General features: G+C 73.7%; 25 protein-coding genes and 2 pseudogenes. 18 read left to right on the top strand and 9 right to left on the bottom strand.

Annotation, left to right across the window (positions count from 1 at the left end):
• Positions 1–191: 191 nt before the first annotated feature.
• From ACBI99_RS20515 to ACBI99_RS20500, 4 genes and pseudogenes are all read left to right on the top strand, one after another.
• On the top strand, positions 192–347 hold the full coding sequence (locus ACBI99_RS20515; protein ID WP_375073090.1) for a hypothetical protein: 156 nt from the start codon (positions 192–194) through the stop codon (positions 345–347).
• A 219-nt stretch (positions 348–566) separates the two neighbouring features.
• Positions 567–1,649: a ribosome small subunit-dependent GTPase A gene (gene rsgA, locus ACBI99_RS20510; RefSeq protein ID WP_375073089.1), complete on the top strand. Its 1,083-nt coding sequence runs from the start codon at positions 567–569 to the stop codon at positions 1,647–1,649.
• Positions 1,646–2,203, top strand: a pseudogene (locus tag ACBI99_RS20505) (class I SAM-dependent methyltransferase); the annotation flags it as partial. The gene rsgA and the pseudogene ACBI99_RS20505, both read left to right, overlap by 4 nt.
• A gap of 219 nt (positions 2,204–2,422) precedes the next feature.
• Positions 2,423–2,935: an N-acetyltransferase gene (locus ACBI99_RS20500; protein ID WP_364180221.1), complete on the top strand. Its 513-nt coding sequence runs from the start codon at positions 2,423–2,425 to the stop codon at positions 2,933–2,935.
• A gap of 132 nt (positions 2,936–3,067) precedes the next feature.
• Here the strand turns inward: ACBI99_RS20500 and ACBI99_RS20495 are convergent, their stop codons facing one another.
• The 4 genes from ACBI99_RS20495 to ACBI99_RS20480 all read right to left on the bottom strand — a co-directional run bounded on the left by ACBI99_RS20495 (position 3,068) and on the right by ACBI99_RS20480 (position 6,180).
• Positions 3,068–4,090, bottom strand: coding sequence for a zinc-dependent alcohol dehydrogenase family protein (locus tag ACBI99_RS20495; protein WP_375073088.1), 1,023 nt, complete (start codon positions 4,088–4,090; stop codon positions 3,068–3,070).
• Positions 4,091–4,286: 196 nt separating this feature from the next.
• A complete protein-coding gene (locus tag ACBI99_RS20490; RefSeq protein ID WP_375073087.1) occupies positions 4,287–4,682 on the bottom strand; it encodes a DUF6463 family protein in 396 nt (131 codons plus the stop codon).
• Entirely contained in the window at positions 4,679–5,236 is a 558-nt protein-coding gene (locus tag ACBI99_RS20485; protein ID WP_364180199.1) for a TetR/AcrR family transcriptional regulator, read from the bottom strand. The genes ACBI99_RS20490 and ACBI99_RS20485 overlap by 4 nt, the downstream gene beginning before the upstream one ends.
• 44 nt (positions 5,237–5,280) lie before the next feature.
• Positions 5,281–6,180: an alpha/beta hydrolase gene (locus ACBI99_RS20480; protein WP_375073086.1), complete on the bottom strand. Its 900-nt coding sequence runs from the start codon at positions 6,178–6,180 to the stop codon at positions 5,281–5,283.
• Positions 6,181–6,257: 77 nt separating this feature from the next.
• On the opposite strand from ACBI99_RS20480, the gene ACBI99_RS20475 reads away from it, so the two are divergent.
• From ACBI99_RS20475 to ACBI99_RS20450, 6 genes are all read left to right on the top strand, one after another.
• On the top strand, positions 6,258–7,028 hold the full coding sequence (locus ACBI99_RS20475; RefSeq protein ID WP_375073085.1) for a TetR family transcriptional regulator: 771 nt from the start codon (positions 6,258–6,260) through the stop codon (positions 7,026–7,028).
• A 97-nt stretch (positions 7,029–7,125) separates the two neighbouring features.
• Positions 7,126–8,766 (top strand): FAD-dependent oxidoreductase, encoded by a 1,641-nt coding sequence (locus ACBI99_RS20470; protein WP_375073084.1) that lies wholly within the window; start codon positions 7,126–7,128, stop codon positions 8,764–8,766.
• 50 nt (positions 8,767–8,816) lie between these two features.
• Entirely contained in the window at positions 8,817–9,869 is a 1,053-nt protein-coding gene (locus ACBI99_RS20465; RefSeq protein WP_375073083.1) for a diaminopropionate ammonia-lyase, read from the top strand.
• A 90-nt stretch (positions 9,870–9,959) separates the two neighbouring features.
• Positions 9,960–10,475 carry a DinB family protein gene (locus ACBI99_RS20460; RefSeq protein WP_219507699.1) on the top strand — a complete coding sequence of 172 codons (516 nt, stop codon included), beginning with the start codon at positions 9,960–9,962 and terminating at the stop codon, positions 10,473–10,475.
• 117 nt (positions 10,476–10,592) lie between these two features.
• The gene (locus ACBI99_RS20455) at positions 10,593–11,921 is read left to right on the top strand and encodes a hypothetical protein (RefSeq protein WP_375073082.1); all 1,329 of its coding nucleotides are present in this window, start codon (positions 10,593–10,595) and stop codon (positions 11,919–11,921) included.
• The gene (locus tag ACBI99_RS20450; RefSeq protein ID WP_219507696.1) at positions 11,918–12,718 is read left to right on the top strand and encodes an ABC transporter substrate-binding protein; all 801 of its coding nucleotides are present in this window, start codon (positions 11,918–11,920) and stop codon (positions 12,716–12,718) included. Before ACBI99_RS20455 ends, ACBI99_RS20450 begins: the two co-directional genes overlap by 4 nt.
• A 5-nt stretch (positions 12,719–12,723) precedes the next feature.
• Here ACBI99_RS20450 and ACBI99_RS20445 read toward each other — a convergent pair whose 3' ends face one another.
• Positions 12,724–12,888, bottom strand: a complete 165-nt coding sequence (locus ACBI99_RS20445) for a hypothetical protein (protein ID WP_375073081.1) — start codon at positions 12,886–12,888, stop codon at positions 12,724–12,726.
• A 118-nt stretch (positions 12,889–13,006) separates the two neighbouring features.
• A pseudogene (locus ACBI99_RS20440) lies at positions 13,007–13,261 on the bottom strand (hypothetical protein); the annotation flags it as partial.
• Between ACBI99_RS20440 and ACBI99_RS20435 the strand changes: the two are divergent.
• The gene (locus ACBI99_RS20435; RefSeq protein ID WP_375073080.1) at positions 13,236–13,622 is read left to right on the top strand and encodes a hypothetical protein; all 387 of its coding nucleotides are present in this window, start codon (positions 13,236–13,238) and stop codon (positions 13,620–13,622) included. The pseudogene ACBI99_RS20440 and the gene ACBI99_RS20435 overlap by 26 nt on opposite strands.
• On the opposite strand, the gene ACBI99_RS20430 is transcribed toward ACBI99_RS20435, so the two are convergent.
• On the bottom strand, positions 13,600–13,932 hold the full coding sequence (locus ACBI99_RS20430; RefSeq protein WP_219507693.1) for a YnfA family protein: 333 nt from the start codon (positions 13,930–13,932) through the stop codon (positions 13,600–13,602). The two genes, ACBI99_RS20435 and ACBI99_RS20430, sit on opposite strands and share 23 nt — an antisense overlap.
• Before the next feature lie 106 nt (positions 13,933–14,038).
• On the opposite strand from ACBI99_RS20430, the gene ACBI99_RS20425 reads away from it, so the two are divergent.
• Positions 14,039–14,782 carry a siderophore-interacting protein gene (locus ACBI99_RS20425; protein WP_375073079.1) on the top strand — a complete coding sequence of 248 codons (744 nt, stop codon included), beginning with the start codon at positions 14,039–14,041 and terminating at the stop codon, positions 14,780–14,782.
• A 31-nt stretch (positions 14,783–14,813) separates the two neighbouring features.
• Positions 14,814–15,917: an FAD-dependent monooxygenase gene (locus ACBI99_RS20420; RefSeq protein WP_375073078.1), complete on the top strand. Its 1,104-nt coding sequence runs from the start codon at positions 14,814–14,816 to the stop codon at positions 15,915–15,917.
• On the opposite strand, the gene ACBI99_RS20415 is transcribed toward ACBI99_RS20420, so the two are convergent.
• Positions 15,899–16,330 (bottom strand): hypothetical protein, encoded by a 432-nt coding sequence (locus tag ACBI99_RS20415; protein WP_375073077.1) that lies wholly within the window; start codon positions 16,328–16,330, stop codon positions 15,899–15,901. The genes ACBI99_RS20420 and ACBI99_RS20415 overlap by 19 nt on opposite strands.
• A gap of 91 nt (positions 16,331–16,421) precedes the next feature.
• Between ACBI99_RS20415 and ACBI99_RS20410 the strand changes: the two genes are divergently transcribed.
• Positions 16,422–16,988 (top strand): TetR/AcrR family transcriptional regulator, encoded by a 567-nt coding sequence (locus ACBI99_RS20410; RefSeq protein WP_308125861.1) that lies wholly within the window; start codon positions 16,422–16,424, stop codon positions 16,986–16,988.
• Positions 16,989–16,997: 9 nt separating this feature from the next.
• On the opposite strand, the gene ACBI99_RS20405 is transcribed toward ACBI99_RS20410, so the two are convergent.
• Positions 16,998–17,645, bottom strand: coding sequence for a TetR/AcrR family transcriptional regulator (locus ACBI99_RS20405; protein WP_219507684.1), 648 nt, complete (start codon positions 17,643–17,645; stop codon positions 16,998–17,000).
• 96 nt (positions 17,646–17,741) lie between these two features.
• On the opposite strand from ACBI99_RS20405, the gene ACBI99_RS20400 reads away from it, so the two are divergent.
• The 4 genes from ACBI99_RS20400 (at position 17,742) to ACBI99_RS20385 (ending at position 21,299) form a co-directional block, all read left to right on the top strand.
• On the top strand, positions 17,742–18,101 hold the full coding sequence (locus tag ACBI99_RS20400; RefSeq protein WP_357588004.1) for an SgcJ/EcaC family oxidoreductase: 360 nt from the start codon (positions 17,742–17,744) through the stop codon (positions 18,099–18,101).
• Between the two features lie 77 nt (positions 18,102–18,178).
• Positions 18,179–19,729 (top strand): carboxylesterase family protein, encoded by a 1,551-nt coding sequence (locus ACBI99_RS20395; RefSeq protein ID WP_357588002.1) that lies wholly within the window; start codon positions 18,179–18,181, stop codon positions 19,727–19,729.
• Between the two features lie 56 nt (positions 19,730–19,785).
• Positions 19,786–20,583, top strand: a complete 798-nt coding sequence (locus ACBI99_RS20390) for a hypothetical protein (RefSeq protein WP_219507678.1) — start codon at positions 19,786–19,788, stop codon at positions 20,581–20,583.
• Positions 20,584–20,648: 65 nt separating this feature from the next.
• Positions 20,649–21,299, top strand: a complete 651-nt coding sequence (locus tag ACBI99_RS20385; RefSeq protein ID WP_375073076.1) for a HEAT repeat domain-containing protein — start codon at positions 20,649–20,651, stop codon at positions 21,297–21,299.
• Positions 21,300–21,313: the final 14 nt, after the last annotated feature.

The following is a 21,313-nucleotide window of genomic DNA, read 5'->3' as shown; positions in this document are numbered from 1 at the left end:
GCCACCGCCGGGAGACCGATTGACCGGTGCGGGGCCCCGGGACGATAGTGGAGGAAGCACGGAGGGGAGTACCCGCCGTCCGACGTCCCGGCCGTCATCACGGCCTCCGCAGGCCCGGCGGGACGGCCCTTCCCGGCGCGGGAGGGTGCGGGAAGACCTTCGTCCTCGCAGTCGAGGCCGAAGGAGTCCTCATGTTCTTCGAAATTCTGCTGGGCGCCCTGCTGATCCTCTCCGCGCTGGTCGCGGCCGCCGTGCTCTGGGTGGGGCCGCCGCGCTCCCCCGCCGAGCGCCGGCACCGTACGACCCCCGTCGAGGATCGGCCGGACTGGCCGGGACGGCGGGGCTGACGAACCTGGTAAGCTACGTGCCGTTGGTTCGGATTCGGCTGGAGGGAGGTGAGGTTTGATGACCGCGGTGAAGACCGCTGCCCTGCGCAGCGCCCGGACATTCCTCACGTCCCGGGCCCCGGTCTGACCCACTTCCACCCCTTGCCGTAAGCCGTCGGGCTTGCGTGGCGGGGTGATGCCTGCGTCTCGTCGGGGCCCCTTCCCGCAAGGTGTCTCACGTTGCCACAACTTTTCACCGATCCATCCGACGACGGTCTGACCCGATACGGGTGGACCGACGCGCTCGACGATGACTTCGCCCCTCACCGGGCGGCCGGTCTGGTGCCGGCCCGGATCGTGCGCGTCGACCGCGGCCGCTGTGACGCGGTCACCGCGGCCGGCCCCGTACGCGCCGGTCTCGCGGCGCTGCACTCCCCCGATCCGCTCCTGGCGCCCTGCACCGGAGACTGGGCCGCGCTGCGGCCGGGCCCCGAGCCGGAGCTGGTGGCGCTGCTGCCGCGCAGCAGCGCGATCGTCCGCTCGTCGGCGTCCGGCACCTCCCACGGGCAGGTGCTGGCCGCCAACGTCGACGTCGTCGCCATCGCGCTCTCGCTCGCGGCCCCGCTGGACGGGGCCCGGCTGGAACGCATGCTGGCCCTGGCCTGGGAGAGCGGCGCCCGGCCGCTGGTCGTGCTCACCAAGGCCGACCTGGCCGCCGACGCCGAAGCCGCCCGCGCCGAGGCGGCCACGCTCGCACCGGGCGTCGACATCCTGGTCACCAGCGTCACCACCGGCCAGAACATCGACGTCCTCACCGCGTCGCTGAGCGGCACCACGGTCCTGCTCGGCTCGTCCGGAGCGGGCAAGTCCAGCCTCGGCAACGCGCTGCTCGGCGACGACCTGCTCGCCATCGGCGCGGTGCGGGAGCGTGACGGCAAGGGCCGCCACACCACCGTCCGGCGCGAGCTCGTCCCGCTGCCGTCCGGAGGCGTCCTCATCGACACCCCCGGCCTGCGCGGGATCAGCCTGTACGACGCCGCGGACGGCCTGGAGCGGACCTTCGCCGAGATCGAGGCGCTGGCCCGCGACTGCCGCTTCGGCGACTGCGCCCACGACACCGAGCCAGGCTGCGCGGTGCAGGCCGCCATCGAGGCGGGCGAGCTGACCGAACGCCGCCTGAACAGCTACCGCAAGCTGCAGCGCGAGAACGCGTGGGCCGCCGCGCGGACCGACGCCCGGCTGCGCGGCGAGCGCACCGACAGGCAGAAGGCCATCACCAGCCATCTGCGTGCCACCTACAAGTTCAGGGACCAGCAGTCATGACCGCCGACACGCCGCCCGCGGTGGCCGATCCGGTCGTGACCGCGTTCTTCGCCCTGCACGACGGCCTGCGCCGGGAGGGCCCAGGCTCCGACGCGACCACCCGCCGCCTGCTCGACCTGGCGGGGCCGCTGCCGGCGCGCCCGCGCGTGCTGGACGCCGGCTGCGGCCGGGGCCCGGCCGCGCTGCTTCTCGCCCGGGAGGCCGGCGCCGAGGTGACCGCGGTCGACCTGCACCAGCCGTTCCTCGACGACCTGGACCTCGCCGCCCGCGAGGCCGGGCTGCCCGTCCGCACGCTGCGGGCGTCGATGGCCGAGCTGTCCTTCCCCGACGGGAGCTTCGACCTGATCTGGGCCGAAGGCTCCGTCTACCACATCGGCTTCGACACGGCGCTGCGCGTGTGGCGGCGGCTGCTCGCCCCCGGCGGCACGCTGGTCGTCACCGAGTGCGAGTGGAGCACCGGCTCCCCCTCGCCCGAGGCACGCGCGTTCTGGGACGGCCACTACCGGCTGCGCACCCACGAGCAGAACGCCGCCGCCGCCCGCGCCGCCGGCTACGACGTCGTCGCGGTGCACCCGCTCCCCGACGGCGACTGGTTCGACGAGTACTACACGCCGCTCGCCGAACGGGCCCGCGCCGCCGACCCGGCCGTGCCCGGGATGCGCGAGGCCGTCGAAGCCACCCTCCAAGAGATCGCCATGCGCCGCGACCACGGCGCCGAATACCAGTACACCGGCTACGTCCTGCGCCCGCAGGCCACCACGGAAACGGACACCATGACCACCTCCTGGATCACCCGCCCCGAGACCACCGCCGACCTCGCCCGCATCCGCGAGGTCAACCTCGCCGCCTTCCCCAGCGCGCACGAGGCCGACCTGGTCGAGGCGCTGCGGGCCGACCCCGAGGCGTGGCTGCCCGGCCTGTCGTGGGTCGCCGAGACGGCCGACGGCGAGCTGGCCGGGTTCGCGCTGCTGACCCGCTGCCACGTCGACGGTGAGCCCGCGCTCACCCTGGGCCCGTGCGCGGTCTCGCCCGAGCACCAGCGGACGGGCGCCGGCTCGGCCGCCATCGAAGGGGCCCTGCGCGCCGCCCGCGAGCAGGGCGAGAACCTCGTGCTGGTGCTCGGCCACGCCGAGTACTACCCGCGCTTCGGCTTCACCCCGGCGTCCGGCTTCGGCGTCCGGCCGCCGTTCGAGGTCGAGGACAAGTACATGATGGCGCTGGCCCTCGACCCGGCCCGCCCGGTGCCGACCGGCACGATCCGCTACCCGGCGGCGTTCGGGGTCTGACGGACGCGCGTGGACGGCGGCCGGGCAGTCCGGCCGCCGTCCACCACCCGGGCGTGATGCCGACCACGCCGTCCCGCATTCGTCGTCATTGATCCCGGCGTCCAGGGCGGCGCGCACGCCCTGGGCGCGGGGTCAGGGCTGCAGGAGGACCTTGACGGCGCGGCGCTCGTCCATCGCCCGATAGCCCTCGGCGGCCCGCTCCAGGGGCAGCGTGAGGTCGAAGACCGTGCCGGGGTCGATCGCGCGGTCGCAGATCAGCTCGACGAGCTCGGGCAGGTACTGGCGCACCGGGGCGGGGCCGCCGTGCAGGTGCACGAGGGAGAAGAACAGCTCGTCGCCGGGCAGCGCGACGTCGTGGCTGACGCCGACGTAGCCGACGTGGCCGCCGGGCCGGGTGGAGCGGATGGCCTGCATCATCGACTGCTGGGTGCCGACCGCCTCGACGACGCTGTGGGCGCCGAGCCCGTTCGTCAGCTCCTTGACGATGGCCACGCCGTCGTCGCCGCGCTCGGTGACGACGTCGGTGGCGCCGAACTGGCGGGCGAGCTCCTGGCGCGGGGCGTGGCGGCTCATCGCGATGATGCGCTCGGCGCCGAGCTGCCTGGCGGCCAGGACCGCGCACAGGCCGACCGCGCCGTCACCGACGACGGCGACGGTCCTGCCCGGCCCCGCCCCGGCGGCCACCGCGGCGAACCAGCCGGTGCCGAGCACGTCCGAGGCGGCCAGCAGGCTCGGGACCAGGTCCGCGTCCGGCAGGCCGGGCGTGGCGACCAGCGTGCCGTCGGCCAGCGGGATGCGGGCGAACTCGGACTGCGTGCCGAGGGCGCCCATGAGCACCCGGTTGACGCAGCCGCTCTGGTAGCCCGCCCGGCAGATCTCGCACGTGTTGTCCGAGGCCCAGAACGAGCCGACCACGAACTGGCCCGGCCTGACCGTCGTGACCTGGCTGCCGACCTCCTCCACCACCCCGACGTACTCGTGCCCCATCGGGGCGGGCCCGTCCACCTGCTCCACGCCCCGGTACGGCCACAGGTCCGAGCCGCAGACGCAGGTGGCCGTCAGCCGGATGACCGCGTCGGTCGGCTCGATGATCGCCGGGTCCTGGCGGTCCTCGACACGGACGTCACCCGGGGCGTACAGCACTGCTCCACGCATGAGTGGATCTCCTTCAGACGGCAGCGGATGCCCGTCCTCTTACCGGGAACGGGCCGGGCGGTCCGCGCCCGGGGACAAGATGGCCGTCCCCAGGCCGATGCTTTGCCCCGCTGTGCGCGACCCGTACGACAAGGACCTCACCGGCCTGGTCGGCGAGCTGCCGGGCGGTCGATCGGGTCGTTCCTGGAAGAGACTCCTACCGCTCCGCCGGCTGGGGAGCGCGGTGGGAGGCGACGAGGCTGAGCACGCCGATGACGAGCACCGGCCAGCCGCCCGTGACCGGGAAGTAGAGGACGCACAGCCCGAGGCCGAGGACGAGCAGGTACCAGCCGAGCTGCGCGGGCAGCCGCCCGGTCGTGCGGATGACGTGCGCCGCCATCGTGCCCATGGCCAGCAGCGCGACCCCGGCGACCATGAACCACACGCTCGTCTCGCGGGCGTAGTAGTCGGGGAGGCTGTCGTCGGCGAGGCTGCGGTAGAAGCCGTCGGCGGCGATCGCGCCCCACGCGTTGGGCTGGACGAACGCCCAGGCGAAGTGGAGCAGCGCCGTGGCGATGACGAGCCGGGGGATCCAGCGGGTCAGCGCGTTCATGCGGGCTCCGCCTCCTTCTGCGGGGCCAGCCGCAGCGCGCGCTGGTAGATGTCGCGCAGCTGGGGCGCGGGGACGGCCGGGATGATCTGCTGGGCGCCGATGAGGACCAGGTAGAGCAGGTGGGCCATGGGGTCCACATCGCTCTCCGGGCCGCCGAGGTCGCGCCACAGCACCCGCAGGTAGTCGATGCGGGTGCGGTCGACGCGCTCCTGCACGGCGCGTACCTCGGCGTCCTGGAGCGCCCAGGCGCGCACCGCCGAGTCCAGGCCCTCGCTGACACTCTCGTCGTCGAGGACGAGGTCGACCAGGGCGCGCAGCCGGGCGTCGGCGGTCCCTTCCGCCTCCTCCACCGCCGAGATGAAGCGCGCGGTGTGCTCGGCCTCGAAGTGCGCGAGCAGGTCGGTCTTGAAGCCCGCCATGCCTTTGAAGTGGTGGTAGAAGGAGCCCTTGGTGAGGTCGAGCTCCCCGCACAGCCGTTCGATGGTCAGCGCCCGGGCACCGTCCTCGGTGAGGACGCGGAGCCCGGTGCGCAGCCAGTCGCGTTTTGACGCCATGCCAGCGACCATACCGTACCGTATGGTGCTGAGAGGTGAGGGGGTCAGCCGACCTCCGCGAGCGCCCTGCGGTAGAAGGCGACCTGGTCGACGGCCACGCGTTCGCGCAGCTCGGGGTCGGTGTAGAAGGTGAAGTGGGTGCCGGGGAAGACGCGCAGCTCGCCGTGCGGCGCCCGGTCCGCGAGCTCCCGGCTCGTCTCCAGCGGCGTCTCGTGGTCGTCGGCGGCGGCGCAGACGAGCAGCGGGCAGCGCAGCCGCGCCGCGGCCTCGGCGGGACGGTAGCGCATCATGTCCAGCAGCGCCCGGGGGGCGATGCTGTTGCGCCACAGCGTCTTCGTGTTCCCGCCGGTCAGCGTGCGGATGTGCGCGTCGGCCTCGGGGGTGGCCGTGACCGCCCGCTCGCCGGGCCGGCCCACCATGGGGATGTAGTGCGGGCTCAGCCCGAGCCTGCCGCGCACCGCGTCCCACACGATGGAGCTCATCAGCCGCAGGGTCTGGGAGGTGTCGCGGTTCTCGACCCCTTTCGGGAACCCGTTGAACGGGATCTGCGCGACCACGGCGGCGACCTCGGGATCGTCGGCGGCCACGACGATGGCGTGCGCGCCGCCGAGCGAGTTGCCCCAGAGCGCCACCCGCGCCGGGTCGACGCGTTCGTGGGCGCGGGCGAAGGCGAGCGCCGCGCGCAGGTCGTCGCGCTGCCCGGCGAGGTCGGGAAGCTGCCGGGGCTCACCGCCGCTCTCGCCGAAGCTCCGGTAGTCGAACACGAGCGCGCCGAACCCCTCCCCGGCGAACCCCTCCGCGTACGGGAACAGGCGGTCCATCGTGCCGCTGAATCCGTGGCACAGCACCACGCAGGGCACCCGCCCGGCGCCCGCGGGCAGGTAGAGGTAGCCGGCGCACCGGACGCCGCCGACGGTGAAGGACACCTGGGTCCGCTCGAACATACGGATCACCTCGAAGCCGTAGACTGACTGTCGGTAAGCACTCTAGCCCCGGAACTGACCATAGGTAAGTGAGATCCATGACACCCCAGCGGATCCTCGCCGCCGCCAGGACCCTGCTCGCCGCCCGCGGCTATCGGGCGACGTCCATGCAGTCCATCGCCGACCGGGTCGGCATCACCAAGGCCGCCCTCTACTACCACTTCGACTCCAAGGAGGAGATCCTCCACCAGCTCACGCTGCCCCTGCTCGACGAGCTGGAGGCGGTGCTCGCCGAGGCCGAGGCGTGCGGCGACCCCGGCGAGGTGCGGTGGCGGGCCGTCGAGGGCTACGTGGACGTGCACCTGCGCCACCGCGAGACGCTCACCATGCTGGTCAAGGACATGACGCTGCTGGTCCAGGCGCCGGTGGCCGAGCGGTTCCGTGCCGCGATCGCGCTGGCCAACGAGCTGGTGGCGGGGCCCGGCGGCGGGCTGGAGCAGCGGGTGCGCGCCTCGCAGGCGGTCGCCGGGCTGGCCGACCCGGTGGTCCTGTTCCGCGACGTGCCCGCCGACCGGCTCAGGGCCCTCATCCTGGACGGCGCCCGCGCGCTCCTCGGCGAACCGCCCCGCCCGTCCGAGCCGCCCCGCCTGCCCGAATCCCCCCGCTCCCTGGAAGTGTCCCACCCGTCGGAAGTCCCTGCCGGGCGGGGGCGCGCGCGGGGCAGGAGCGGCGGGCGGCCGGCCGCGCTGACCCCGGAGCAGACCGCGCGGGCCCGCGCGATGCACGCCGAGGGGCGCTCCGCCGAGGAGATCGCCACCGCTTTCGGCGTCTCAAGAGCGACCGTCTACCGCAGTCTCAAAAACAAATGATTATGAGACTTTGATTTCGAGACAAGCGGGCGGAGGCATGTTGCTGTTTTAGCAAGAATGTTTGCCAGGATGGCGGAGGCTGACGCACCATCACGCCATGATGAAGACGCAGTATGACGTGATCGTCGTCGGAGGCGGCGCCGCCGGACTGAGTGGCGCCCTGACGCTGGCGCGGGCGCGCCGCTCGGTGCTCGTGATCGACTCGGGCCTGCCGCGCAACGCCCCGGCGTCCGGAATGCACAACTACCTGGGACGCGAAGGCATCGCGCCGTCGGAGTTCCTGGCCATCGGCCGCGAGGAGGCGGTCTCGTACGGCGCCGAGATCGTCACCGGCGTGGCCGTGACCGCCGAACGGCTGGACGGCGGCGGGTTCCGCGTGGAGCTGGAGGACGGCACCACCCGCACGGCCGCGCGCCTGCTGGTGACCACCGGGCTGGTCGACGAGCTGCCCGAGGTCGCCGGGCTCGCCGAACGCTGGGGCCGCGAGGTGCTGCACTGCCCCTACTGCCACGGCTACGAGGTGCGCGACCGGCGCATCGGCGTGCTGGCGAGCGGCCCCATGGCCGTGCGGCAGGCGCTGCTGTGGCGGCAGTGGAGCGACCGCGTGACGCTGTTCCTCAACGACGTGCCGTCGCCGACCGGCGAGGACCTCGAACAGCTCGCGGCCCGCGACATCGCCGTGGTCGGCGGCAAGGTCACCGGCTTGGAGGTGACGGACGACGCGCTCACCGGCGTGAACCTGGCCGACGGGCGGGCCGTCCCGGTCGAGGCCGTCGTCGTGGCGCCGCGCTTCACCGCGCGGGCGGGCGTCCTGGCCGGGCTCGGCCTGGAGCCGGTCGACCACGAGATGGCCGGGCACGTGCTCGGCTCGCACATCGCCGCCGACCCGACGGGAGCCACCGAGGTGCCCGGCGTCTGGGTCGCCGGCAACGTCGCCAACGTCGCCGAGGTCGTCATCGGCTCGGTCGCGGCGGGCGTGAAGGCCGCCGGCGCGATCAACGCCGACCTCGTCGCCGAGGAGACCCGCGAGGCCGTCGCCGCCCGCCGCACCCACCCCGCCGAGCACGGCGGCACCGGGACCGTCGGCCACCCCGCCGAGCACGGCGGCACTCAGGTTCTCGGCGGGGAGGAGTTCTGGGACGCCCGCTACAGCGAGAGTGACCGCGTCTGGAGCGGCAACCCGAACGACATCCTGGTCCGCGAGGCCGCCGACCTGCCGCCCGGCACCGCGCTCGACCTGGGATGCGGGGAGGGCGCCGACGCCATCTGGCTGGCCGGTCGCGGCTGGCGCGTCACGGCCGTGGACGTCTCCGGCGTGGCCCTGGAACGCGCCGCCCGCCAGGCGGCCGAGGCGGGCGTCGCCGACCGCGTCGACTGGCAGCGGCACGACCTCGGCCGGTCCTTCCCGGAAGGCGTCTACGACCTGGTCTCGGCGCACTTCCTGCACTCCTACGCCGAGCTGCCCCGCGAACGCGTCCTGCGCCGGGCCGCCGAGGCCGTCGCCCCGGGCGGGGTGCTGCTGATCGTCGGGCACGCCGGGTTCCCCTCCTGGGAGGAGAACCCGCACCCCGACGTGCACTTCCCCACCCCGCAGGAGGTCCTGCGCAGCCTGGAGCTCCGCGACGGCGCCTGGCAGGTGGAGCTCGCCGAGGAGCACGAGCGCGTCCAGACGCGCCCCGACGGCACCCCCGGCACCCGTACGGACAACGTGCTCAGGCTGCGGCGCCGCACCGGTTGAGCGGCGATGACGCTGGACGGGACGCGGGCGCGGCGGGCAACGTGGGGCGGGTGCACCACGAAACTTGGTACGACCGTCCCGCAGCCCGCCGCTGGACCTGCGGGCCCGCCCCCGCCGGGGTGCGGGAGTTCCACGCCGGCCTGGCCGGATACGCGCCCACCCCGCTGACCGAGGTCCCCGGCCTGGCCTGGCCGCTCGGGGTGGGGCGGCTCCTGGTCAAGGACGAGTCGAACCGGCTGGGCCTGCCCGCGTTCAAGGCCCTGGGCGCCTCCTGGGCGATCCACCGGATCCTGGCCGCCCGCCCCGGGAACGATCCCGTACGGCTGGTCACCGCCACCGACGGCAACCACGGCCGGGCGGTGGCGCGGATGGCGCGGCGGTTCGGGCAGCGGGCGCACGTGTTCGTGCCGGAGGGCGTGCACCCGGCGGCGGTCGCGGCCATCGCGGCCGAGGAGGCGCGGGTCACCGAGGTCGCCGGCGACTACGACGAGGCGGTGCGCCGGGCCGCCGAGGCGGCGGAGGAGCCGGGCTCGGTGCTCGTCCAGGACACCGCCTGGCCCGGCTACGAGGAGACGCCCGGGTGGATCGTGGCGGGCTACTCGACGCTGTTCGCCGAGATCGACGAGCAGCTCGGCACCCCGGACCTGGTCGTCGTCCCGGCGGGCGTGGGGTCGCTCGCCCAGGCGGCGGTGATCCACTACCGCTCCGGCTCCGCCCCTGTGGCGCTGATGACGGTGGAGCCCGAATCGGCCGCCTGCGTGCTGGCCAGTCTCCGGCGGGGCGCGCCCGTCAGCGTCGGGACCGGCGACACGATCATGTCGGGGCTCAACTGCGGCACCCCGTCCAGCCTGGCGTGGCCGTACCTGAGAGACGGCCTGGACGCGGCGGTCGCGATCGGCGACGACGACAGCGCCGCCGCCGCGCGGGAGCTGGCCGGGCACGGGGTCGCGGCGGGCCCGTGCGGCGCGGCCTCGCTGGCGGGCGCCCGCGTTGCCCTGACCGGCGACGGCGCCGCCGCCCGCCGCGCGGCCCTGGGCCTCGGCCCGGACGCCACGGTCGTCCTGCTCAGCACCGAGGGCCCGGACGCCAACCCCGCCCTCTGACCGAGCGGTGTACGGTCCTCCGCCCAGGTCCCGTGACCTGGGCGATATCAGGATGCGCCGGGCGATGCGGACGCAGTAGCGTCCAGACCCATGACACCCTCACGCACCAGGCCCCCCTTCGTCGCGGACGAGCGCACCCAGCTCGTCGGCTGGCTCGACATGCAGCGCGCCATCGTTCACTGGAAGTGCGAGGGCCTCTCCGAGGAGGACGCGCACCGCCCGGTCCTGCCGGACTCGCCGCTGATGACCGTGGCCGGTCTGGTGTCGCACCTGCGCTGGGTCGAGCACTGCTGGTTCGAGGTGCTGTTCATGGGCGGCCCGGCCGTCGGCCCGCAGTTCGACGAGGACGGTCCCGAGGACGCCGACATGATGGTCGACGACGTCCCGCTGGCCCGCCTGCTGGAGGAGTACGAGCGGCAGTGCGCCGTGTCGAACGAGATCATCGCCGCGCACTCCCTGGACGACGTGGGCAAGCATCCCGACTTCCGCTCCGCCGCCGCCAGCCTGCGCTGGATGCTCATCCACATGGTCGAGGAGACGGCCCGCCACGCCGGCCACCTCGACACCGTCCGCGAGCTCGTCGACGGGACCAAGGGCTACTACTGACGCGGAAGCCTCTTGCGGACCGGCGGCGCGCGCGTTCATGCTCGACTGGCAGCACGAGCCGATCCCGGGAGGCGCGGTGCACGGCCAGGTTCCTGACGACGCCCGCCGGAGCCGCCCATGACGGTGACGGTGACGCCGCCGGTCCGGCGCGCGGCGGCGGTGCCCAGGCGGGTGCGCACCCTCGCCGGGCTGTCGCTGCTGTCGCTGGCGCTGCTGCTGGCAGCGATCCTGGCCGGCGCGGCCAGTACGGGCGCCAGCCTGCGCACGATCGGGCATGACGCCGGGCCGCAGGTCCTCGCCACCACCGGCCTGTATCGGCAGATGTCCGAGATGGACGCGCTGGTGGCCGAGACGCTGCTGCTGGGCAGGGAGTACGGCCCGCAGCAGCAGGCCGACCTTACCGCCTACGACCAGCGGCGGCTGGAGATCTCCGAAAGCCTGCTCAAGGCCTACCGGCTGGCCCTGGACAACCCCACCGAGCAGCGTACGGTCGAGGCGCTGATCGAGGGGCTGGGCCGCTACGAACGGCTGACGGCCGAGGCCCGGCTGCTCGACCGGCAGTCCGGGCACACCGCTGGTCAGCCGCCCGCCCCCGTGGTCGCCGCCTACCAGCGGGCCACCGACCTCATGCACCGCGAGCTGCTGCCCAAGGCGTACAACCTGACCCTGGAGACGGGCACGATCGTGCGGCGGGCGCACGACGCCGAGCGGTCGGCCACCGCGCTGGCCCGCACCGCGGTCGTCGTCACCGGGCTGCTCGCGCTCGCCTGCCTGGTGGGCCTGCAGACCTACCTGACGCGCAGGTTCCGCAGGGTGTTCGCGCCGGCCCTGGTGGTCGCGACCGTGCTGGGCGCGGCCGGGCTGGTGACCGGCGCCGTCCTGATCGAGCGGCAGGGCCGGGCTCTGGAGGAGGCCAAGCGCGGCGGGTTCGACGCGGTCCTGACGCTGACCAGGGCGCGGGCGATCAGCAGGAGCATGCACGGCGACCAGAGCCGCTACCTGCTCGACCCCGGGCGCAAGGACACCTACGAGCACACCTTCCTCGACAAGGCGCGCGCGATCGCCGCCGTCGAGTCCACGAGCCTGCCCGACTACCAGAGCAAGCTCGGCCCGGGCTTCCAGGGCCTGCTCGGCGGCGTGACCGGCGCGGACCGGACCAGGCTGTTCACCGCCTACCAGAGGTTCCAGCAGGCCGACGCGCGGATGCGCGGCATGTCGGGCGCGGCGGCGATCAAGTTCTGGGACGGCGAGCTCACCCAGGCGTACGAGGGCTACGACAAGGTGCTGGAGGAGCTGGTCCGGCGGCACGAGTCCGACTTCGAGCGGGCCATCGACAGCGGCGACGGGGCGCTGGAGACGCTGTGGCGGCTGGTCCCCGCCGGGCTGGCCGCCGGCGCCCTGCTCGTCCTGGCCGGCGTGTGGCCACGACTCAGGGAGTACCGGTGAGAAGACTGCTGATCTGCCTGCTCCTGCTCCTCACCGCCTGCGGCACGGCGCGGCCGGAATCGCTCGTGGACAAGGACGAGGTGGTCGTCGCCATCCGCTCCGACGTGCCGCTGATCAGCTTCAAGGGGCCGGACGGCGCCTACCACGGCTTCAACATCGACGTGGCCGAGAACCTGGTCTCCCGGCTGGGCAAGCGGATCCGCTGGCTGGAGATCACCGCGGGCGACCAGCTCACCGTGCTGACCGGCGGCCGCGCCGACCTGGTCTTCGCCCACATGTCGGTCACCCCGGAGCGCAAGAAGGTGATCGACTTCGCCGGGCCGTACCACGTGGACTTCCAGGACATCGCGGTCCGCCCCGCCGACAAGGACGCCATCCGCGACGTACGGGACCTGGAGGGGCGCAGGATCTGCTGGGTGCGCGGCACGAACATCGCCCAGCGGATCGTCGGCGAACGCCGGGTCCGGGCGATCCCCGTCGAGGCGCCCGACTACAACGTCTGCCTGGACATGATCGAGGACGGCCGGATCGACGCCATCTCGACCAACGCCCAGATCCTGGCGGGGCTGCTCACCAAGCCGGGCGTCGACCTGCACCTGGTGGGCGCGACGTTCAACGAGCAGCGCACCTCGATCGGCGTGCGCAAGGGCGACGTCGACGGCTGCGAGGAGCTCAACCGGGCGATCACCCAGATGTACCAGGACGGCACCGCCCACATGCTGCTGGACAAGTGGTTCGGCAGGTCGGGCATCGACCTGTCGGTGATCGCCGTCCCCCAGTTCGAGGGCTGCTCCTAGCCGCTTCAGGCGGGTGGCTCGGCGACCTCGGCGCCGAACCTGGCGACGAGTGACTGCTTGGCGCGGCCGGCGGCTTCGACGTCGTAGGGGACGAGCTTGACGGCCGCCGGGTCCGCGGCCTTGGAGTGGGCGGGCACCTCGGTGTTGGTGGGCAGCGCGTAGAACCGCACGAGCGGTCCGAGCCGCTGGGAGGCGCCGCTGAGCGCCCAGTCGACGTACGCGCGCGCCGGCCGGGTTGTGCGCCCCGGCCAGCACGGCCAGGCCGCCGAGCTCGTAGCCGGTGCCCTCCTGGGGGAAGGTCACCTCCAGGTTCGGGTAGCCCTGCTCTTGGGCGGCGACGCAGTCGTGGGAGAAGACGATGCCGACCGCCGCCTCCTCCTTGGCCGCCTGCACGGCCGCCGCGCTGCCGGAGGCGTTGTAGCGCAGCACGTTCGGGTGGAGCCGGCGCATGTAGGCGAGCGCGGCGTCCTGGTCGCCGCCGTTGAGCAGCGCCTGGGTCCACAGCGCGGTGTAGGCGGTGCCGGAGGTGGCCGGGTGGGCGATGGCGACGCCGCCGCGCAGCCGCTCGTCCAGCAGGTCCGTCCAGGAGCGGACCGGCTTCAGGCCGCGCCTGGCCAGCGCCTCCCCGCTCGACAGCCGGACGAAGTCGGCCTCCACGCCGGTGGCGTCGGAGAACCGCTTGACCATCATCGAGCACCACCGCTCGCTCGCCCCGCACGCGACCGTGATCTTGTCCCGGCGCTGCGCCGAGCACCCGGCGGCCAGCAGGACCGCCACCAGGGCGATGGCCAACGGCCTCATCGCGTCTCCCCACGGTTCGCCGGTGTTGCGCGGGTGCCGCTCCCATTCGACACTCCGAGGCGAGCCCCGCGCAACCGGTCTCAGCCGCGCGGCGCGTACATGATCACCAGGACGCCCGCCAGGCAGACGAGCGCGCCGATGACGTCCCACCGGTCAGGCCGGAAGCCGTCGACGGCCATCCCCCACGCGAGCGACCCGGCGACGAAGACGCCGCCGTACGCGGCGAGGATGCGGCCGAAGTTCGCGTCCGGCTGCAACGTCGCGACGAACCCGTACAGGCCGAGCGCGACGACGCCGGCCCCGATCCACAGCAGGCCCCGCTGCTCGCGCACGCCCTGCCAGATCAGCCAGGCCCCGCCGATCTCGGCGAGGGCGGCCAAGGCGAACAGCAACAGGGAACGCGCGACGGTCATGCGGGCCAGTAGACCGCATCGCCCGCGCCGCGTTGACATTCTAGGGCATCTATGTTTCCTTAATGGCTCTAAGCAAACTTACGGGCTCTCCAGGAGGACTCCTGACATGCCGCGCAACCCTCTGGCCGCCGTCTTCGGCAAGTACGCCATGGAGGCGACCGTCGCCGTCGCCGAGCACGTCACGCCCACGATGCGGCGCGTGCGCCTCGAGACCGACCGGCCCGTGGACTTTCCCTACACCCCTGGCCAGCACGTCAGGATCCAGCTCAAGGACCCGCTCTCGGTGGCGGGGATCATGCGCCCGGCCGACACGCTGCGCACGTACACGATCTGGGAGCTCTCCCCCGGCCGCCGGGCCCTGGAGCTGCGGATCCACCTGTACGACGGCGACGGCATCGGCCTGGAGTGGGCCCGGGCGGTCCGGCCGGGCGACCGGGTGACGTTCTGGTGGCCGCAGGGCGACTTCTTCACCCGCGAGGCGGACTTCCACGTGTTCGTCGGCGACGAGACGGCCGGCGCCGCCTTCGGGCCGATGATCGCCGGGCTGGACGGCTCGGCCGAGGTGTTCGGCGTGCTGGAGAGCGAAGGCCCCGAGCACGACCTGCCGATGCCGGGCGACCCGCCGCTGCGCCGCGTCCACCGGCACGGCGCGCCGGCCGCCTCCTCCCGCGTGCTGCTCGCGGCCGTGGCGGAGCTGGACCTGCCGGGCGACGCCGGGGCCGCCTACGTGGCCGGTGAGGCCAGGACCTGCCAGATGGTGCGCGACCACCTGGTCCGCGAGCGCGGCTGGCCGCGCACCTCGATCAAGGTCAAACCGTTCTGGGCCCCGGGCAAACGGGGCCTGCACTGACCCTTCCCGACCCCAACGTCAAGGAGAGACCATGAAAGTGATCATCGTGGGCGGCGGCATCGGCGGCCTCACCGCCGCCGTGGCGTTCCACCAGCGCGGCTGGCAGGTGGAGGTCCTCGAACGCGCTCCCGCGTTCACCGAGATCGGCGCGGGGCTGTCGATCCAGCCCAACGGCCTGCGCGCGCTGGACGTGCTCGGCCTGGGCGACGCGCTGCGCGCCGGCGGGCAGGCCGAACCCCTCGCCGGCGTGCGGCACGCGAGCGGGAGCTGGCTGATCCGCAACGACACCGCCGACCTGAAGCGCAGGTTCGGCCAGTGGGTGATCGTGCACCGCGCCGACCTGGTCGCCCTGCTGTGCTCCGCCCTGCCGGGCGAGGTGCTGCGCGCCGGGGTCGACGTGCGGCACGTCGGGCCCGACGGCACGGTGGCCCACAGCGGCGGCGCCTCCACGGCGGACCTGGTCGTGGGCGCCGACGGCGTGCGCAGCGTCACCCGGCGCTCCCTCTGGCCGCACTTGCGCGGGCCGCGTTACGTCGGATACACCACCTGGCGGCTCATCGTCGCGTCCCGGCCCATCGAGGGCAGCGTGGAGACGTGGGGCGAGGGGCAGCGGTTCGGGCACCAGCCGATGCCCGACGGCAGCGTCTACTGCTACCTGATGGCCAACGCCCCGGCCGGCTCCCGTCACGGCCTCGACCACCTGCGCGAGCGCTTCGCCGGCTGGCACGACCCCATCCCCGCCCTGCTGGCCGACGCCGACCCGGAGACCGTGCTGCAGCACGACACCTACGAGCTGCCCGGCCTCTCCTCCTACGTCCAGGGCCGGGCCGCGCTCCTCGGCGACGCGGCGCACGCCATGGCGCCCAACCTCGGGCAGGGCGCCTGCCAGGCGCTGGAGGACGCGGTCACGCTCGCCGCCGCCGTCGACACCCGGGGCGTACGGGCCGGGCTGGCGGAGTACGACCGGGTCCGCAGGCCGCGCACCCAGAAGATCGTCCGCCTCTCGCGCCAGGCCGCGGCGCCCGCGCACTGGACCTCCGGTCCCCTGACGGCCCTGCGTGACCTGGCGCTCCCGCGGCTGCCCGACGCGTTCTTCGAGCGCTCGATCGTGCCGACCTACACGTGGACGCCGTGACGCGCGCCCTTGCGCGCCGCCACGACGACGAGGAGCCCGGCGACGACCCCCGCGACGTACGGGGACGGCACGAGCAGGATCCCGCCCACCGCGCACCAGGCGGCGAGTCCCCAGCCGGCCCAGGCGGGCACGGGCACGCCGCGTCCGGCCAGGCGCCAGATCAGGCAGCCGAGCAGGATCAGCGGGACGCTGAAGCTGCCGGGGCCAGCCCAGAAGGTGACCTCGTTCTGCAGTGACCCGACGGTCGGGGCGGCGCCGCCGGTGAGCGCGAGCGGGACGGCCGCCCACAGCCCCCGGCTCGCCCAGCCGGTGATGTCGTCCCACGCGATGAGCGCCAGCAGCGTCAGGTGCCCCGCGCCCAGCACGACCATGATCCCGCTCGCCCAGCGGAGCAGCGGCTTCGTGGAGTCCATCGTGACGTCCCCTTCCGGTGGCCGTGATCTATACGGAGCCGTACAGAACGATGTGTACGGTAACGTACAAACCCGGACGCGATCAACGGAGGTGGCTGCGATCCCCGCCACACCACGCACGACCCGGGCCCGCTGGATCGAGGCGGGCCTCGAAGCGCTCGCCCGGGGCGGCCCCGACGCGGTGCGCGTCGAGACGCTGGCCGCCACGCTCGGCGTGACCAAGGGCGGGTTCTACGGCTACTTCGACGGCCGGCCCGCGCTGCTGGCGGAGATGCTGGACGAGTGGGAGCGCAGCTGCACCCGCGAGCTCATCGCCCAGGCCGAAGCCGAGGGCGGCGACCCGGCCGACCGCATCCGCCGGGTCGGCCAGCTCACCTTCACGGACGACTTCCACCGGGTCGACCTCGCGGTCCGGGCCTGGGCGCGGCATGACGAGGCCGTCGCCGCGCGGCTGCGGCGCGTGGACAACGAGCGCATGGACTTCCTGCGCGAGATGTTCGGGGCCTTCGTCGCCGATCCCAGGGAGGTCGAGGCGCGCAGCATCCTGGCGTTCTCGCTGGCGATCGGGCGCTACTTCATGGCCGTGGACCACCCCGGTTACAGCACGCTCGAAGCCGTCCACCTGGCCGGCGAGCACCTGCTGCGCCCGCCGTCGTGAGCGTGACGGTCAGGCCCAGCGGCCCGTGAACAGCTCCTCGCCCGGCGGGTCGCCGGGCAGGCCGCCGGGGGCGCCGGGGCGCAGCCCGTCGAGCGCGATCGCGACCAGGCGGGCGCGGGCCCGGACGGCGGCGGGAAGCAGGTCGTCCCTGCCCTGCTTGCGGAGCTGATCCACCAGCGGGGAGCGGCCGAGCTGCTCGATCAGCAGGGCGACGTCGACGGCGGCGACGTCGGGGCGCAGCACCCCGGCGTCCTGGGCACGCCGCACCAGGGCGTCGAGCAGGTCGTCGCCGCGGCGCGACGCGGCGTCCATCTCGTCGCTCACCTCGACGGCCCCGGCGATCGGGGCCAGCGTGCCCTGGCCGAACTCCACGCACGCGGTGACGAATCCGGCCAGCCCCGCCCACGGGTCGGGATCGGCCAGGCCCTCTTCGGCGGCCTCGTTCCAGTGCTCCAGTGACAGCACGGCGAGCCGCTGGAACAGCTCCTCCTTGGTCCGGTAGCGCCGGTAGAGGCTGCCGATGCCGACGCCCGCCCGGGCGGCGATGGCGGCGACGGAGGCGTGCGCGCCGTCCTCGGCCAGGACGGCGCGGGCGGCTTCAAGAAGCGCCCGGTCGTTGCGTGCGGCGCGATCGGTGCGGCTGGTGCGGGTCGTCATCGCGGCGATCCTAGCAGACTTGCGGAGCGATTCGCTCCGGTGTAACGTCGCGGTCGAACCGGAGCGAATCGCTCCGCTCTTGCTGAGGAGACGGACATGAACACCGAGAGGGCCGCGATCGAGCAGGTCGTCCGCGACGCCGAGAAGCTGCAGAACGACGTGGACGGCTTCACCGGACTGCTGACCGAGGACGTGTCGCTCGTCAACTTCACCGGCATCCGGCTGCGGGGCCGTGAGCAGGTGCGCGAGGTCATGGCCAAGGCGCTGCGCAGCCCGCTGAAGGACGTCCTCACCACGAACGAGCTGCAGGACGTCATCTTCCTGCGGGAGGACGTGGCGCTGGCCACCCTGGTCAAGCACGTCAACGACGGCAGGCGTGGCGCGCTGACGTTCGTGCTGGTCAAGGAGGACGGCCGGTGGCTGATCGCGCTGGCCCAGACGACCCCGATCGTCTGACTCCCGGCTTCGTGGTTCGATCGCACCATAAACCTGTTATGGTTCGATCGAACCACGAAACAAGGGGAGACACGTCCATGAAGCACGTCACAGCGCTGGCCATCGGCCTGCTGCCCCTCGTCCTCGGGGAACAGGCCGCCGTGGCCTCCCCGGCCGCGCCTGCCGCCCCCGTCGCCGTGACGGCGGCCGGCGCGGTGCGGGGCACGATCCAGGACGGGGTCCACCGCTTCCGCGGCATCCCGTACGCCGCCCCGCCCGTCGGCGACCGACGCTGGCGGCCACCGGCGCCGGCAAGGCCCTGGCCCGGCGTCCGCGACGCGACGGCAGCCGGACCGGCGTGCCCGCAGCCCTCCGCGCCCGACATGCCGGAAGGCATCCCGCAGAGCGAGGACTGCCTGACCGTGGAGGTGACCGCACCGGCCCGCCCCGGGAAGAACCGGCCCGTCATGGTCTGGCTGCCCGGCGGGGGGTTCGTCACCGGCGCCGGCTCCATCTACGACCCGGCCCGGCTGGTCACGACCGGCGACCTCGTGGTCGTGACCGTCAACTACCGGCTCGGCGTGTTCGGCTTCTTCGCCCACCCCGAGCTCGGCAGGACCGGCAACTTCGGCCTCCAGGACCAGGTGGCGGCGCTGCGCTGGGTGCGGGCCAACATCGCCGCGTTCGGCGGCGACCCCGGCGCGGTCACCCTCGCCGGCGCCTCGGCCGGGGGCATGAGCGCCTGCACCCTCATGACTTCACCGGCCGCCCGCGGCCTGTTCCACCGGGCGATCGTCCAGAGCGGCTCGTGCCGCACCGAGCACCCCGCCGGAGCGATGGGCGAGGGCATGCCCGCGATCTCCTCCTGGCACCCGATCGAGACGATCCAGTCCGCCGGGCAGGCCCTGGCCGGGGAGCTGGGCTGCGCCGACGTGGCCTGCCTGCGCCGCAGGAGCACCGCCGAGCTGCTGCCGCACACTGCCCGCTTCCCGCTGCTCGCGTACGGGACCCGCCTCGTCCCGCGCGAGCCCGCCCGGGTGTTCGCCGCGGGCGGGCAGGCGGCCGTGCCGCTGCTGCAGGGCAACACCCTTGACGAACACGTCGAGTTCACCCTGGCCACCCGCCCGGGAGGTGTCACCGCCCGCCAGTACCCGGCCCTGCTCAGGACCGCCTTCGCCGACGCCGCGCCCCGGGTCGAACGGCGCTACCCGCTGCGCCGCTTCCCCTCCCCCACGGCGGCGACCGCCCGCGTGTTCAGCGACAGCGGCTGGATCTGCCCGTCGTGGAAGTCGGGCCGCGAGCACGCGAGAAAGGCGCCTGCCTGGGCGTACGTCTTCGCCGACCCCTCGGCCCCCACGCCCGGCGGCGACCCCCTGCCCGACCACGTCCGCCCCGCCACGGCGCACGGCGCGGAGACCTTCTACCTGTTCGACTTCCCCCGCTCCCCGCGGCTCAGCCCCGAGCAGCGGCGCCTGGCCGACCGGCTCGTCGGCTACTGGGCCGGGTTCGTCAGGACCGGCGACCCCAACGGGCCGGGCAGCCCGCGCTGGCCCCGCCTGGACGCCGCCGACCGTGCGCTCCTCCTCGCCCCCGGCGCGGTACGGCCGTTCAACCTGAAGAACGCCCACCACTGCGGCCTCTGGTCTTGACGGAACGGCGTGCCGCCCGTGCCCACGACGTGACCCGGCCGCGACATGATCACATCATGAGACGGCTGATCATCTCGTTGGCGGCACTGGGCGCGCTGCTGGCGGGCGCCGCCCCCGCGCAGGCGGCGGCCAAGGACCCTGTCCAGGCGCTGAAGGCCGTTCTGGGCCCCGGGCGCGGCGTGAGCTTCACCGAGACGGCCACCCTCGCCGACGGCGCCTTCGAGCAGGCCGAGCTCCGGCGCAGGGGCGCCTTCGAGCTCGACGCCGAGGGGCGCGTCAAGGCCCTGGACGTCACCACCACCGGCGGCGTGCACGGTCCCGAGCGGGCCATCGGCTTCAACCACCGCATCGGCGGCACCAGCTACCGTTCCGGCGGTGTTGTGGGGAAGTGGCTGAAGAAGGGCAAGACCTGGTGGCAGGACCGCCACCAGACACACCTCTGGCACACCGAGCTGCTGGGGTATGACGAGCAGCTCGTCAACCCGGGCGAGCCCGCCACGCTGGCCGCCCTGCTGAGGAACGGGGTGCGGAGCGGCGACACCGTCACCGGCGCGATCACGTTCAAGGAGCTCGAGCGGGTCTCCCGGTGGGCGGAGCACGCCTCGCACATCGGCTGGGACGGGGGCACGAGAGTCTCCTACACCCTCACGCTGAGCCCGTCGGGCCTGGTCAGCGGGGTGCGGAGCACGTTCACGCTCGCCGCCGGCCTCGACGAGCTGGTGGGGAAGACCGTCCACGTCGACACCCGCTACGAGCGGTGGGGCGGCAAGGTGCCGATCAAGGCGCCGGACCCCCGGAAGACGACCTCCGAGCTGTGTGTCGAGAAGCTGTGCAAGTGGCGCCTGCCCGGCTGAGCGCTTGATCCCGGTTGACCTTGACACCGTGACAAGGTCTTCACTGGGGCCGAGGAGGTGGCCCCATGCCGCTGCAGGAGACGGTTACGGTTCAGGTCGTGCGAGGGTTGGCGGACGACGGTGCGTCGGTGCGGCTGCGGGCCGCGATGGCGGCCGGCACGACGCCTGACCCGGGGTTCGTCGGCGCGCTCGTCGAGCGGTGCGCGGTCGAGCCCGACTTCCAGGTGCGGGAGATGCTGACGTGGGCGCTCACGCGCCATCCGGCGTCGCTGACGGTCCCGGTGCTGGTAGAGGAAGTACGCTCGGAGCGGGCGCAGGCACGGAGCCAGGCGCTGCACACCCTGTCCAAGATCGGGGATCGGCTGGCCTGGCCGGCGATCACGCCGCGGGTGCTGGCCGACGCCGACGACGAGGTGGCGCGGAGCGCCTGGCGGGCGGCGGTCGCGCTCGCGCCCGAGGACGAGTGGCCGGAGCTGGCCGTGGCGCTGGCCGCGCAGCTCGGGCGGGGCGGGCGTGAGGTGCAGCTGAGCCTCAGCCGGGCGCTGGTGGCGCTCGGCGAGGTGATCGAGCCGGCCCTGCGCGCCGCCGCGGCGGACCACGACCCTCGGGTGCGCACGCACGCGGCGGCCACCGAGCTGCTGCTGCGCGACCCCGACGCCGGGTTCGAGTTCGCGATCGAGGAGGCCAAGCGCGCCGTGGCGCTCGGCGTGGAGTAAGAGCGTGGAGTGAC

It is taken from the genome of Nonomuraea sp. ATR24 (genome assembly GCF_041950485.1).
Lineage (GTDB): Bacteria > Actinomycetota > Actinomycetes > Streptosporangiales > Streptosporangiaceae > Nonomuraea > Nonomuraea ceibae.
This window is presented reverse-complemented; position numbering and strand designations above follow the sequence as displayed.

Excerpts from the sequence above, each read along its gene's own strand:
- ACBI99_RS20515 (WP_375073090.1), top strand. The coding sequence starts at position 192 with ATGTTCTTCGAAATTCTGCTGGGCGCCCTGCTGATCCTCTCCGCGCTG.
- ACBI99_RS20500 (WP_364180221.1), top strand. The coding sequence starts at position 2,423 with ATGACCACCTCCTGGATCACCCGCCCCGAGACCACCGCCGACCTCGCC.
- ACBI99_RS20495 (WP_375073088.1), bottom strand. The coding sequence starts at position 4,090 with ATGCGTGGAGCAGTGCTGTACGCCCCGGGTGACGTCCGTGTCGAGGAC.
- ACBI99_RS20490 (WP_375073087.1), bottom strand. The coding sequence starts at position 4,682 with ATGAACGCGCTGACCCGCTGGATCCCCCGGCTCGTCATCGCCACGGCG.
- ACBI99_RS20485 (WP_364180199.1), bottom strand. The coding sequence starts at position 5,236 with ATGGCGTCAAAACGCGACTGGCTGCGCACCGGGCTCCGCGTCCTCACC.
- ACBI99_RS20480 (WP_375073086.1), bottom strand. The coding sequence starts at position 6,180 with ATGTTCGAGCGGACCCAGGTGTCCTTCACCGTCGGCGGCGTCCGGTGC.
- ACBI99_RS20475 (WP_375073085.1), top strand. The coding sequence starts at position 6,258 with ATGACACCCCAGCGGATCCTCGCCGCCGCCAGGACCCTGCTCGCCGCC.
- ACBI99_RS20470 (WP_375073084.1), top strand. The coding sequence starts at position 7,126 with ATGATGAAGACGCAGTATGACGTGATCGTCGTCGGAGGCGGCGCCGCC.
- ACBI99_RS20460 (WP_219507699.1), top strand. The coding sequence starts at position 9,960 with ATGACACCCTCACGCACCAGGCCCCCCTTCGTCGCGGACGAGCGCACC.
- ACBI99_RS20455 (WP_375073082.1), top strand. The coding sequence starts at position 10,593 with ATGACGGTGACGGTGACGCCGCCGGTCCGGCGCGCGGCGGCGGTGCCC.
- ACBI99_RS20430 (WP_219507693.1), bottom strand. The coding sequence starts at position 13,932 with ATGACCGTCGCGCGTTCCCTGTTGCTGTTCGCCTTGGCCGCCCTCGCC.
- ACBI99_RS20425 (WP_375073079.1), top strand. The coding sequence starts at position 14,039 with ATGCCGCGCAACCCTCTGGCCGCCGTCTTCGGCAAGTACGCCATGGAG.
- ACBI99_RS20420 (WP_375073078.1), top strand. The coding sequence starts at position 14,814 with ATGAAAGTGATCATCGTGGGCGGCGGCATCGGCGGCCTCACCGCCGCC.
- ACBI99_RS20415 (WP_375073077.1), bottom strand. The coding sequence starts at position 16,330 with ATGGACTCCACGAAGCCGCTGCTCCGCTGGGCGAGCGGGATCATGGTC.
- ACBI99_RS20405 (WP_219507684.1), bottom strand. The coding sequence starts at position 17,645 with ATGACGACCCGCACCAGCCGCACCGATCGCGCCGCACGCAACGACCGG.
- ACBI99_RS20400 (WP_357588004.1), top strand. The coding sequence starts at position 17,742 with ATGAACACCGAGAGGGCCGCGATCGAGCAGGTCGTCCGCGACGCCGAG.
- ACBI99_RS20395 (WP_357588002.1), top strand. The coding sequence starts at position 18,179 with ATGAAGCACGTCACAGCGCTGGCCATCGGCCTGCTGCCCCTCGTCCTC.
- ACBI99_RS20390 (WP_219507678.1), top strand. The coding sequence starts at position 19,786 with ATGAGACGGCTGATCATCTCGTTGGCGGCACTGGGCGCGCTGCTGGCG.
- ACBI99_RS20385 (WP_375073076.1), top strand. The coding sequence starts at position 20,649 with ATGCCGCTGCAGGAGACGGTTACGGTTCAGGTCGTGCGAGGGTTGGCG.